The organism is Campylobacter lari (assembly GCF_001017575.1).
GTDB lineage: Bacteria > Campylobacterota > Campylobacteria > Campylobacterales > Campylobacteraceae > Campylobacter_D > Campylobacter_D lari_C.
Map to the genome: position 1 here is coordinate 1,058,019 of NZ_CP011372.1, position 11,982 is coordinate 1,070,000.

The 11,982-nt window shown below is 30.3% G+C and carries 14 protein-coding genes; 9 read left to right on the forward strand and 5 right to left on the reverse strand.

Translation table 11 applies throughout. The features are described from left to right. Positions 1 to 17 precede the first annotated feature (17 nt). Complete coding sequence (locus CD56_RS05550) at positions 18 to 1,913, forward strand: NAD(P)/FAD-dependent oxidoreductase (RefSeq protein ID WP_039618739.1); 1,896 nt, start codon at positions 18 to 20, stop codon at positions 1,911 to 1,913. Positions 1,914 to 1,944: 31 nt separating this feature from the next. Here CD56_RS05550 and CD56_RS05555 read toward each other — a convergent pair whose 3' ends face one another. From CD56_RS05555 to CD56_RS05570, 4 genes are all read right to left on the reverse strand, one after another. Continuing rightward, positions 1,945 to 2,469, reverse strand: a complete 525-nt coding sequence (locus CD56_RS05555; protein WP_047208444.1) for a DUF2165 family protein — start codon at positions 2,467 to 2,469, stop codon at positions 1,945 to 1,947. Positions 2,470 to 2,536: 67 nt separating this feature from the next. Next, positions 2,537 to 4,654 (reverse strand): heavy metal translocating P-type ATPase, encoded by a 2,118-nt coding sequence (locus CD56_RS05560; RefSeq protein WP_047208445.1) that lies wholly within the window; start codon positions 4,652 to 4,654, stop codon positions 2,537 to 2,539. Continuing rightward, a complete protein-coding gene (locus CD56_RS05565) occupies positions 4,647 to 4,838 on the reverse strand; it encodes a heavy-metal-associated domain-containing protein (RefSeq protein ID WP_047208446.1) in 192 nt (63 codons plus the stop codon). Before CD56_RS05565 ends, CD56_RS05560 begins: the two co-directional genes overlap by 8 nt. Then, the gene (locus CD56_RS05570) at positions 4,839 to 5,384 is read right to left on the reverse strand and encodes a GNAT family N-acetyltransferase (protein ID WP_047208447.1); all 546 of its coding nucleotides are present in this window, start codon (positions 5,382 to 5,384) and stop codon (positions 4,839 to 4,841) included. Between the two features lie 80 nt (positions 5,385 to 5,464). Between CD56_RS05570 and CD56_RS05575 the strand changes: the two genes are divergently transcribed. From CD56_RS05575 to CD56_RS05605, 8 genes are all read left to right on the forward strand, one after another. Further along, positions 5,465 to 6,172 carry a YebC/PmpR family DNA-binding transcriptional regulator gene (locus CD56_RS05575; RefSeq protein WP_039618745.1) on the forward strand — a complete coding sequence of 236 codons (708 nt, stop codon included), beginning with the start codon at positions 5,465 to 5,467 and terminating at the stop codon, positions 6,170 to 6,172. A 9-nt stretch (positions 6,173 to 6,181) separates the two neighbouring features. Continuing rightward, positions 6,182 to 6,664, forward strand: coding sequence for a peptidylprolyl isomerase (locus CD56_RS05580; RefSeq protein WP_047208448.1), 483 nt, complete (start codon positions 6,182 to 6,184; stop codon positions 6,662 to 6,664). Positions 6,665 to 6,712: 48 nt separating this feature from the next. Continuing rightward, positions 6,713 to 7,141 (forward strand): hypothetical protein, encoded by a 429-nt coding sequence (locus CD56_RS05585; protein WP_047208449.1) that lies wholly within the window; start codon positions 6,713 to 6,715, stop codon positions 7,139 to 7,141. Between the two features lie 49 nt (positions 7,142 to 7,190). Beyond that, complete coding sequence (locus tag CD56_RS05590; protein ID WP_047208450.1) at positions 7,191 to 7,802, forward strand: DedA family protein; 612 nt, start codon at positions 7,191 to 7,193, stop codon at positions 7,800 to 7,802. Continuing rightward, entirely contained in the window at positions 7,789 to 8,694 is a 906-nt protein-coding gene (locus tag CD56_RS08275; RefSeq protein ID WP_052768380.1) for a DUF2920 family protein, read from the forward strand. The genes CD56_RS05590 and CD56_RS08275 overlap by 14 nt, the downstream gene beginning before the upstream one ends. Continuing rightward, complete coding sequence (locus CD56_RS08465) at positions 8,639 to 9,016, forward strand: DUF2920 family protein (RefSeq protein WP_265183177.1); 378 nt, start codon at positions 8,639 to 8,641, stop codon at positions 9,014 to 9,016. Before CD56_RS08275 ends, CD56_RS08465 begins: the two co-directional genes overlap by 56 nt. Positions 9,017 to 9,089: 73 nt before the next feature. Then, on the forward strand, positions 9,090 to 9,866 hold the full coding sequence (locus CD56_RS05600) for a threonine/serine exporter family protein (RefSeq protein WP_039641899.1): 777 nt from the start codon (positions 9,090 to 9,092) through the stop codon (positions 9,864 to 9,866). Beyond that, a complete protein-coding gene (locus tag CD56_RS05605) occupies positions 9,863 to 10,381 on the forward strand; it encodes a threonine/serine exporter family protein (protein ID WP_047208451.1) in 519 nt (172 codons plus the stop codon). The genes CD56_RS05600 and CD56_RS05605 overlap by 4 nt, the downstream gene beginning before the upstream one ends. Here CD56_RS05605 and argS read toward each other — a convergent pair. Continuing rightward, complete coding sequence (argS, locus tag CD56_RS05610; RefSeq protein WP_047208452.1) at positions 10,378 to 11,973, reverse strand: arginine--tRNA ligase; 1,596 nt, start codon at positions 11,971 to 11,973, stop codon at positions 10,378 to 10,380. The genes CD56_RS05605 and argS overlap by 4 nt on opposite strands. Between the last annotated feature and the right edge of the window lie 9 nt (positions 11,974 to 11,982).

Sequence of the window (11,982 nt, forward strand, 5' to 3'; positions counted from 1 at the left end):
TTATTTTAAGGACAATCATGCAAAGAAGAGACTTTTTAAACGGAATGGCTTTAACTATACTAGCAGGAATGACTCCTTTGCAAGTATTATACGGTAAAGAAGCCAAAATTGAAGATTTTACCAAAGAATACTACCCACCAAAGTGGCTTGGATTAAGAGGTAGCAACAATGCAAGTTATGAGTTTGCGCATATGTTAAGAGATGGTGAAAAATTTGACTTTAGCGCTATCAAACCTAAACAAGAATATGATCTAGTTGTAGTTGGAGCTGGAATTAGTGGCTTAGCAGCTGCTTGTTTTTATCAAAATAAATTTGGAAAAGATAAAAAAATTCTCATCCTTGATAATCACGATGATTTTGGTGGACACGCTAGAAGAAATGAAATAGAATTAGAAGATGGTACTATTTTAAGTTATGGTGGTAGCGAAACCTTCCAATCTCCAAAAGCTTTATATTCTAAAGAGGTAGTAGATTTACTATCATCTTTAGGTGTGGATATTGATGAGCTTGCTAAACGTTTTGATGTAAATTTTTACCCTGATTTAAAACTTAGCAGAGGTGTGTATTTTTCTAAGTCTGAATTTGGAGTAGACAAAGTTGTAAATGGCAATCCTAGAAAAGTAATTTGTGATGATATTCCTGAAGAAAAAAGCAATGGAAGAAGCATTGAAGCCTTTATAGGGGATTTTCCACTTAATGATAAAGATAAAAAAGACCTTATTGCTTTATTTAAAAGCGAAAAAGACTATTTAAAAGGCATGGATAAAAAGCAAAGAGATGAATATGTAGCAAAAACAAGCTATAAAAAATTCTTAGAAGAAAAAGTTAAACTTTCACCACAAGCTGTAAAATTCTTTGAAGGTATGACAGATGACTTTTTAGCTTTAGGCATTGATGCTGTTTCTTGTGAAGATGCTAGAGTTTCTTTCTTACCTGGTTTTGATAAACTTGGTCTTGATCCAATCGAAGGAGAGGCTTTAGCCGAAATGGAAGAGCCATATATCCATCACTGTGCTGATGGCAATGCTACTGTTGCTAGATTAATGGTTAGAAGATTAATTCCTGATGTATCTAAAAAAGGTAAAGATATGGACGAGATTACCTTGGCTCATTTTGATTATTCTAAACTTGATCTTGCTAAAAACAAAGTACGTTTAAGATTAAACAGCACTGTTATAAATGTAGAAAATACAAAAGATGGAGCTTTAGTAACTTACGTTAATAAAGGCAAAAATTACAGAGTAAAAGCTAAAAAAGTTGTAATGGCAAATTATAATAGTATGATTCCATATATAGTACCAAGCATGCCACAAGATCAAAAAGATGCTTTAAGCAAAAACGTAAAAACCTCTCTTTTACACACTAAAGTTATCATAAGCAATTGGGAGCCATTTATAAAACTTGGGGTTCATGAAATTTATTCACCAAAAATGCCTTATGCTAGGACTAAACTTGATTACCCTGTGGATATGGGAGGATATCACCACCCAAGAGATCCTAAAAAGCCTATTTGTGTTCACATGGTTTGCTCTCCTTTAGCTTTTGCAAACATTCAAGGGATTGATCTTGATGGAATGGATGCAAGGGATAGAGCTAGAGTAGGCAGAAATTTATTATTTACTATGAGTTTTGAAGAGCATGAGAAAATTATTCGCGATCAGCTTCAAGGTATGCTAGGCTCAGCTGGATTTAATCATGAAAAAGACATTAAAGCTATAGTTGTAAATCGTTGGGGACACTGCTATTCATATACAGAAAACAGTCTTTTTGATGATAGCGAAGAAGCACAAAAAACTATAGAGCTTGCAAGAAAACCTTTTGGCAATATCGTTATAGCAAATTCAGATTCTGATTGGTCAGCTTATATGCATTCAGCAATCGATCAAGCATATCGTGCTGTTAACGAACTTTAACAATCAAACTCCTTTTTAGGAGTTTGATAAATCAATCATCGTTTTTGATACCAATATAAATTAAAGCTAAAAGCATATAATTTACTAATCTAGTAGCATCAGGCAAGCCATTCCAAGTTTTACTCATCCACATACCAAACCACTCCGCAGCTACCACTTGAAAACCAAAAAACCAAAGCAAACAACAACAAGTTAAAGCAATAATTCCAAATTTTTTAGCTTCATGAAAAGTTTTTGCATCTGAATTTCTTGCATTAAACATATCCAAAGCACCTTTTAAAGCAGTTAGCATAATAAAAGCTTCAAAACAGATAATAAAAATATAAGCAACATGATGAATAGTGGGATTTGTAATAGCTCTATAAACAATAGCATTACCTAAATAATCAGGTTTAGTATCCATACTCATAACATGCTTTACAAACTGAAAATTTGAATTATAATCAGTTATATTGCCAAAAACAACAATAGCCGCTAAAGAGACAACTGTAAGTAAGATAATCATTTTAGAATATCTTACTATGCTCGTCATAGAAAAACCGCAATTGCAATTCATTATGATACTCCTTTTTGTTAAAATTATATTAATATAATATAATGAATATTAAACAAAACTGAAATATCTAACGCAATCTTAAAGAATTCAATACAACTGTTACCGAACTAAAACACATTGCCAAAGCTGCCAAATGTGGACTAAGTGTTATAAATGGCACAAAACCTGCCGCAATAGGAATACACAAAGCATTGTAAATAAAAGCCCAAAAAAGATTAAGCTTGATGATGTTTTTAGTTTTTTGAGAAAGCTCAAAACAATAAGCTATTAAAGATAAATCATCTTTTATTAAAATCAAATCTCCGCTTTTTTTAGCAAGCTCGCTTGCTTTGGTAAAACTTATGCTTGCGCTAGCTAAATTTAAAGCAGGAGCATCATTAATACCATCTCCTATAAAAAGCACTTTTTCTTTTTTAATTTTTTGTTTTATAAAATCAAGCTTTTGCTCGGGTTTTAAGTCAGAATAATATTCATCAATATTAAGCTCATTTGCTATTTTAGCAACACTTTTTTCATTATCACCACTTAAAATAATGCTTTTTATATCTTTTTGTTTTAAATTTGCTATCAAATCCTTAGCTTCATTTTTAAGTTCATTTTTCAAGCAAACCCCGCCAAGACAAATTTTATTTTTTGCAAAATACAAACATATGGGTGCTTGATCTTCAAATTCTTGCAAAAATTGCTTGCTTTTTTGTATATCAACGCCATTTTCAAGCATTAGTTTTTCATTGCCTATTAAATACACATCATCATTTTCCTCATAAAGCAAACCACTCCCCACCAAAACACTTAATTTTCCCTGCAAATTTAAATTTACATTTAATTCTTTAGTAAATGCCTTTGCGATTGGGTGTGAGCTTAAATTTTCAATTTGGGTAAGTTTTTGAAAGTCTTCTTGAGAGAGATTATGCTTATAAACACTTAAATCATTTTGACTTAAAGTGCCTGTTTTATCAAAAATAGCAAGTTTTATACTAGCTAAATTCTCTAATACTGCTGGATTTTTCACTAAGATAAAATTTCTTGCTCCATTTGCTAAAGCACTAACTATGGCTATAGGAGTTGCTAAGCCCAAAGCACAAGGACAAGAGATTAAAAGCGTAGCACAAGCATGTAAAAATGCAGCGTTGATTCCTTCTTTAAAATACCAAAAAGCAAATACAAAAAGCGATAAAACAATAATACAAGCTACAAAATAAGCTGAAATTTTATTAGCTAAGTTTGCTAAAGGTGTTTTGACATTACCTGCTTTAAAAACAAGATCTTTGATTTGTTCTAATGAACTTTCAATAGCCTTTTTACTAGCTTTAATCTTTAAGCTTCCATTTATCAGCACAGTTCCTGCTAAAATCTCATCATCTTGCTTTTTAAAAAGTGGCAAAAACTCTCCTGTTAAAAAACTCACATCAACCTCAGCCTCGCCTGCTATAATTACCCCATCAGCGACAACGCTTTCACCCTCTTTTACTAAAATCACATCATTTTCTTTTACAAAAGCACTAGGTATGCTTTTTATACTTCCATCTTCTAAGATTATATTAGCTTTTTTAATATCTATGTTTTTTAATTTATTTTGATATTCTAAGGATTTAAATTTAGCCTTTTCTTCTAAGTATTTACCTAATAAAACAAAGCTTATAATCATCGCTCCGCCACTAAAATACAAATAACCATCTTTACTAAATACCTCAAAATACACAAAAAAAGAATATATAAAAGAAGTAAAAGCACCTAGAGATATCAAGGTATTCATATCTAAATTTTTATGTCTTAATCCTTTAAGAGCGTGGATGAAAAAACCTTTTCCACAATAAAAAATCGCTATCATAGATAAAAACATTTGAATTAAAGCAGAAACATTTCCTTGAACAAACATTTCAAAATACATCACAATAGAGCTCAAAATTATACTCATGATAAGCTTTATTTTCATATTTTTAAGCTCTTTGAGTTTAAACTCGTATAAATTTTGCTCTTCTTGCAATATCTCAAAACCCAAAGCTTTGATTTTTGCTTTGATTTTTGCTTCCAAAGATAAATCTTTAAGCAAAAACACTCCACTAGAATTGACATAAGAAACACTTACATCTTCTACTCCATCAATTTTTGCACAAACTTTTTCTATAGCATTAGAGCAATTAACACAAGTCATATTGCCTATTTTTAATTTTACTTCATGCATTATCTATTTCAAAACCTAATTCTTGTAATTGTTTTTTAAACTCTTCAACTTGCTCTGCTTTTAAGTCAATCTCTATGCTTTTTGTTTCAACATTTATTTGTATGGTACCAAATTCATCTTCTAGTGAAGCCTTGATTAAATTAACACAACTTTGACAATTAATATTTTTAGTTTTTATAATCATTTACTCTCCTTTTTCTCTGTATTCATATTTATGAGAATGAAAAATTTTATTTTTTATAAATTTAAAGCCCATTTTTTCATAAAGCATTTTTGCATTTATATTTTCATCTTCTACGATTAATGAAAGCTTTTTGCCATTATCCAAAGCTTCATTGAAAGCATATTCAATCAATTTCTTAGCAATACCTTTTCCTCTTGCTTTTTCATCCACACAAATACTGTCTAAATAAAATTCATCTTCGCATTCTTTTAAAACCTTTTCATTAATTCCTAAAAATTCTAAATGTTCATTTAAAGGCTTATCTAGCTCATCTGCCAAAGCTCCATCATAAAAACAAATTGCGCCTAAAATTTCCTCATTTTCCTCATATACACACACATTTTCATAACTCAAACGATTGTTCTCTTGGATAAAAAAATTCTCCAAAACCTCTATGGCTTTTTGATACTCATCATAACCACTAAGTTTATAAATAAAATGATCCATTGCCAAGGCAAGCAATTGTATGCATTTTTTAGCGTCACCTTTCCTAGCTTTTCTAATCACTCTTTTACTCCTTTAAAATCAAATTTAGACTTCTTAGTTTATACTTTTAACTTTAAAACAATATAAGAAAGAGAGAATTTATGGGAAGAGCGTTTGAATATCGCAGAGCCTCTAAAGAAGCAAGATGGGATAAAATGAGCAAACTTTTTCCAAAACTTGCAAAGGCTATACAAGTAGCAGCAAAAGAAGGCGGAGCTGATCCTGACATGAATCCAAAGCTTCGCAGTGCCATAGCTACTGCAAAAGCTAACAATATGCCAAAAGATAATATTGACGCAGCTATTAAAAGAGCAAGTGGAAAAGATAGCGCTGATATTAAAAATATCCACTATGAAGGAAAAGCAGCACATGGAGCTTTAATCATTGTTGAGTGCATGAGCGACAATCCTACACGTACAGTAGCAAATGTAAAAGCTATTTTTAGCAAAAATGGTGGAGAAATTTTACAAAATGGCTCTTTGACTTTTATGTTTTCACATAAAGCTGTTTTTCATCTTGAAAAATATGATGGAGATTTAGAAGAACTTGAGCTTGAACTCATTGATGCAGGGCTTGAAGAACTTGAGCAAAATGAAGAAGAATTACTAATTATAGGTGATTACACTGCCTTTGGAGAACTTAGCAATGCCATAGAAAAAAAAGGTTTAGTGCTTAAAAAAGCAGGACTTGAATACCTTGCTAACAATCCTGTAAGTTTTAGTGAAGAACAACTTCTTGATATTGAAAAATTGCTTGATAAATTAGAAGATGATGATGATGTGCAAGCAGTTTATACCAACATAGAATAGGAGCAAAAAATGCTTAAAAAAATCGACACAAAAGATGCAAAAAAATACAATTTTGCTATTATTAGCACCGAAAAAGGTGATATGAAACTAGAATTATTTCCTGATGAAGCACCACAAACTGTATGCAACTTCGCCAACCTAGCTAATGATGGTTTTTACAACGAACTTGTTTTTCACCGTGTGATTCCAAATTTTGTAATACAAGGTGGTTGCCCTTATGGTATAGGTTCAGGTGGTCCTGGTTATGAGATAGAGTGCGAATGCGACGATCAAAAACACAAACACTTAAGAGGTAGCTTATCTATGGCTCATGCTGGTAGAGATACAGGTGGATCACAATTTTTTATTTGTCATAGCCCACAACCTCATTTGGATGGAGTACATACTATCTTTGGACAAATCAATCCTGAAGACAAAGAAAGTTTAGAAGTACTAGATAGCATTAGAGCAGGAGATAAAATCAAAACTATCCAAATTTTAGAAAAACTTTAATTTTACATCTCCTTAAAATTGTGCTATGATTTTTTAAGGAGATTAACTATGCATTTTATTTTTATTTGTATTCATCTTATTTGTGCTATATTTTTTATAGCTTATGTGTTTTTTGATGTATGTGTTTATCGCTTTGCTTATAAACACCAAAGCAAAGAAGATTGCGATAAAATAAAAAAAGCCTATACTAAATCAAGCATTGTTATCTTTGCTAGTATTTTTATCTTGCTTTTATTGAGTGGATTTTATCTTTTAAGCTTTTATGAGTTTAACTCTTTTTGGGATTTTTTTGCAAGCAATTTTGGCATATTTTTATTTATCAAACTTTTATTATTAATAACAATGCTAGTTTTGACTTTTTACTCTTTATTTTTTATAAAAGTTTTAAAAAGAAAAGACCCTTTAAAATCTCACTTGATTGCATTGATTTTATGTATTTTAATAGTCATTTGTGCAAAAGCCATGTTATATTTTTAAAACATTAAAACTAAACTTATATCATTAGCTTAAAAAATAAAGGTTATTTATGCTTAGTGATATTATAGATTTTTTACTTACACTTGCAAAAGATTGGGGTTATTGGGGGATTATTTTTCTTATGTTTATAGAAAGTTCCTTTTTTCCCTTTCCTAGCGAAGTAGTGATGATACCTGCTGGGTATTTAGCCCATCAAAACGAATTCAACTTTTGGCTATGCCTGCTTTGTGGGACTTTTGGAGCTCTTTTAGGAGCTTTGCTTAATTATTATTTATGTTATTTCTTAGGACGGGAAGTTCTTTTGAAAATATGCAAATATTTTGGAGTTAATGAAGCAAAATTTGCTCAATTTGAAGCCTTTTTTAATAAACATGGTGAAATATCCACCTTTAGTGGTAGATTAATCCCTGGTTTACGTCAATACATTTCTTTACCTGCTGGACTTGCAAGAATGAATTTGAAAAAGTTTATATTTTATACTAGTTTGGGGGCTGGAATTTGGTGTTTAATTTTGCTTATATTAGGTTATATTTTAGGTAAAAATGAAGATCTAATCAAAGAATATCTGCATTTTGTTATTATAGCTTGTATTATTTTTACCACTATGATTGTAGTTATTTATATCTATATCCAAAAAAGGAAAAATCATGCTTCAAACTAAATTTTTCCAAATTCCATCTTTTGATGATATAGAACTTAACACACAAAGACAATCTTTATTGGATTTTAGAATTGATTATGATGATGAAAAAGAAATCGAAGCTATTGTATTTCTTTTACCTGGCTTAGGAGGTGATATCAATGATGCATACCAAAATAAACTTATTTATAGAGTTTTAGAAAATCATAATGTAATTTGCTTAAGCGTAGATTATTTTTGCATACAATGTAGACCACAAAATGGCGCCAAATTAATATTAGATAACTTTGATCAAAACATTATTGCTTCTATTTGTAGTACTTATAATATCAATATTCAAAATAAAACATTCAAAGGTATTCATGAAATTGCATTGTTTTTAAATAGTGAAATAGAAAAACTAAAACAACTCCATATCATTCCAAAAGATGAAATTATTAATCTCAGCATTACATTTGAACCAACAAAAAATGAATATCAAAATTTTGGTATCATGCAAGCACTTGATTGCTTGCAAGCTTTGGCTTTTACTAAAAATATTTTTTTTAATAACAAAGTTACTACACAGTTGCCAGTTGTACTAGTTGGTACTTCTCACGGCGGATATGTATCACATCTAATGGCAAAATTAATGCCGTGGGAAATTGATGGGGTTATAGATAATTCATCTTATGCTAAAGTTTTTCTACCTTTAGTTGGCTTTACAAAAGAACTTGATTTTATAAATTTCTATGAAACTTCTTTATTGGATAACAATTACCAACACTTAAAGTTTAATGCTTTTACAAAAACGCATTTTACAAGTAATCCTAACTCACCCTATTATTTTTCAAAAGCCTTTAGAAGAATACGTAAACATTTTAGACGAAGAGCATTTACAAATTCAAGCACAATTTCCAAAAACCATTTATAGATCTTATCATAGTATACAAGATTTGAGATTTGCTCCGCCTGAAGATAAAATTCAACTTTACAAAACACTAAAAAAACTTGGCTTTGACGCTGACTTAACAATAATCGAAAAAGAAAGTCAAGTTGATGGAAAATTTATAAAAAATCTTGAACATGGTATGGGTATGTCCTTAAAAATGCTAATCAATAAAGAACTGCCAATAATATTAGAAAAAATCTCCAAGCAAAAGAAAAAAACAGTAGTTAAAAAAATTACCTATCCAAGTGAAAATTTACTTTATACTTTTTCAAAAAGTGAAAATGATTTTCCGCAGTTTTTTTAGATTATCATTAATTTTATAATATTTTATATTTAAAATTTGATAAAATCCTATAAATTATTTCAAAGAAAATACTATGGAAAAACCATCAATTCAAAATTTAACGGATTTTTTAATCGAATACATTAGTGTTTTTCTAAGTGCTGGAACTTACACAGCAAGAGTGGCAAAGTGCGTTGGAAGAATAGCTAATGCATATGGTTATGAGATTAATATGAATTTTTTCTTTCACCATACCACACTAAATATTTTTGACAAAAGTGATAATTCCATACAAAGAACCTATATCATACCTAATAAGCACAATCATATTAATTTTAAACTGATTTTAGAACTAAGTGCGTTAAGTTGGCAAATTCATGATCATAAATACAACTTAGAAGAAGCTAAATTTTCTCTTTTAAAACTCAAACAAAGCACAAAAAATCCTTTTTTAGCTAATTTATTTTTAGTTTCAGTGGCAAACTCAGCATTTTGCAAGCTATTTGGAGGGGATTTTTACGGCTGTTTATTTGTATTTTTGGCTACTTTAGTAGGTTTTAGCCTGAGAGTTTTACTTACTAGAATAAAAATTGATTTAAGAATTCAATACATTATTTGTTCTTTTTTATCCTCTTTTATTGTATTTTTTGGGGTAGATTTAAAACTCGTGCAAGAAGCTAATGTTGCTTTGGGTTCTAGTATATTGTATTTAATTCCTGGGGTTTATTTTATAAACTCCGTTATAGACATTTTAAAAGATCATATACTCATGGGACTTAGTCGCATTATAAGTGTGGCGATATTGGTGTGTTGTATTGCCATTGGAATTTATACTACTCTTAGTATTAGTGATTTTGGGATTTTAAGATGATTGATTATTCTTCTATACTTTGGGATATGTTTTTTGCAGCTTTAACAGGTTTTGGCTTTGCTTATGTGTGTAATCCGCCCTTTAAAACACTCATACTCTCAGCCATATTAGCCGCTATAGCTCATGGCATACGCTTTACTTTGATGGGGTATTTTGGCTTTCAAACCTTGGCTATTGCAACCTTTATAGCTTCTTTTAGCATAGGCTGTCTTGGTTTGTTTTTAGCTAAGATCTTTAAAACACCTGCTGAAATCATAGCTTTTCCCGCTCTCATTCCTATGATACCTGGAATTTATGCCTATAAAGCAATTTTATATCTTATTTCATTTATACGTTCAGAAGATATCAACGAAAAGACTAATTTCTTAATTCAGTTTTTTGATTATTTTTTTACAACGCTTTCAGTAACATTAGCCTTAGCAGTAGGAGTAAGTGTGACTTTGCTTTTGTTTTTTGAACAAAGTTTTATGATGACAAGAAGTATTAAAAAAAGTAAAAATCACGACCAAAATTAATCGTGATTCATTTTATTTTTTGCTTCTATTCCCATAAGTGCAAAAGCTGTTTTAATACTTAAAGCACATATGGCAAAAAGTTTTAAAAGCTCATCTTCATTATCTGAGCCAACTACTTTATTTTCATTATAAAATTTATGAAATAAAGAAGCTAAATTTTTTAAATAATCAGGAATTTTTTGCAAGGCTCTTGACTCAAATGCGTCATTAAGCACTGCTTTTAAATTTAAGCTTTCGAATAAAAGATTCATGCCATCTTCATTTAAACTCTCAAATTTAGCATGCATAATATCATTTACACTTTTACCCGCTTTAGCAAATACTTGATGAATTCTCGCATGAGCATAATTAATATAATACACAGGATTAGAGCTATCTTCTTTTTTAAACTCATCTACATCAAATTCCAAATGTGTATCACATTTTTTACTAATAAAAATATATCTTAGCACATCACTACCAAGCTCTTCTAAAACATCACCCATTAAGATGAAATTTCCTGCTCTTTTGCTCATTTTATAAGGCTCGCCATTTTTTAATAATGAAACCATTTGCGCTAGAATAATTTCAAGATTTTGACTATCATGACCTAAAAATTCCATAGCAGCTTTCATTCTAGCTATATAGCCATGATGATCAGCTCCCCATATATTAATACACTTATCATAACCACGGCTCATTTTATCTTTATGATAAACTATATCAGCAGCTAGATAAGTTCCTTTTCCATCATCTTTGATAATCACACGATCTTTTTCATCACCTTTAGCACTTGATGCAAGCCATATTTTACCATCTTGTTCATAAGTACCACCATGCTCTTTTAAAGCTTTTAAGGTATTTTCTAATTCATTATAATAACTTGTTTCACTCACATAAGCATCAATAAATATCTTAGCATCGGCCAAATTTTTCTTGATAATTTTAAGCATTTTATCCTTAGCCCAAAGTGCTAATTGCGGAATGTTTTCTTCTGCAAAGAAACCTTTTTCAAATTCAATAAAAGCTTCTTTTGCTACATCTATGATATATTCGCCTTTATAATACTCATCAGGATATTGAACTTGCTCATTCAAACAATGCTCTTTTACTGCAAGTAATATAGAAAGACCTAAAAGATAAATTTGATTTCCCGCATCATTAACATAATATTCTGTATCAAATTTATATCCTAAATGTCTAGCAACTCTAGTTAAGGTATCACCAAAAATAGCACCTCTAGCATGTCCTATATGCAAAGGTCCTGTTGGATTGGCACTAACATACTCTAGTAAAAAACTTTCGTTTTTTGCCTCATCTTTTGCAAAATTCTCACTATCGCTCAAAGCTTGTGTAGTTAAAGAATTTAAAAAAGCTCTTGAAAGCTTAAAATTTACATAACCATTTAAAGCTTCTACGCTTTCAAAACAATCACAATCTTTTAACTTAGCAACAATATCATTAGCAATTACCATAGGGTTTTGCTTTAATTCTTTAGCCAAAGAAAAAGCCAAAGGTGTAGCAAAGTGGGCTAGATTTTTATTCTTAGGATTTTCTAAGATAAAATCTCTTCCTAGTTTTTCTTTAATTTCTTTATAAACTAAAGTTTTCAATGTTTTACC

Excerpts from the sequence above, each read along its gene's own strand:
- CD56_RS05550 (WP_039618739.1), top strand. The coding sequence starts at position 18 with ATGCAAAGAAGAGACTTTTTAAACGGAATGGCTTTAACTATACTAGCA.
- CD56_RS05555 (WP_047208444.1), bottom strand. The coding sequence starts at position 2,469 with ATGAATTGCAATTGCGGTTTTTCTATGACGAGCATAGTAAGATATTCT.
- CD56_RS05560 (WP_047208445.1), bottom strand. The coding sequence starts at position 4,654 with ATGCATGAAGTAAAATTAAAAATAGGCAATATGACTTGTGTTAATTGC.
- CD56_RS05565 (WP_047208446.1), bottom strand. The coding sequence starts at position 4,838 with ATGATTATAAAAACTAAAAATATTAATTGTCAAAGTTGTGTTAATTTA.
- CD56_RS05575 (WP_039618745.1), top strand. The coding sequence starts at position 5,465 with ATGGGAAGAGCGTTTGAATATCGCAGAGCCTCTAAAGAAGCAAGATGG.
- CD56_RS05580 (WP_047208448.1), top strand. The coding sequence starts at position 6,182 with ATGCTTAAAAAAATCGACACAAAAGATGCAAAAAAATACAATTTTGCT.
- CD56_RS05585 (WP_047208449.1), top strand. The coding sequence starts at position 6,713 with ATGCATTTTATTTTTATTTGTATTCATCTTATTTGTGCTATATTTTTT.
- CD56_RS05590 (WP_047208450.1), top strand. The coding sequence starts at position 7,191 with ATGCTTAGTGATATTATAGATTTTTTACTTACACTTGCAAAAGATTGG.
- CD56_RS08275 (WP_052768380.1), top strand. The coding sequence starts at position 7,789 with ATGCTTCAAACTAAATTTTTCCAAATTCCATCTTTTGATGATATAGAA.
- CD56_RS05600 (WP_039641899.1), top strand. The coding sequence starts at position 9,090 with ATGGAAAAACCATCAATTCAAAATTTAACGGATTTTTTAATCGAATAC.
- CD56_RS05605 (WP_047208451.1), top strand. The coding sequence starts at position 9,863 with ATGATTGATTATTCTTCTATACTTTGGGATATGTTTTTTGCAGCTTTA.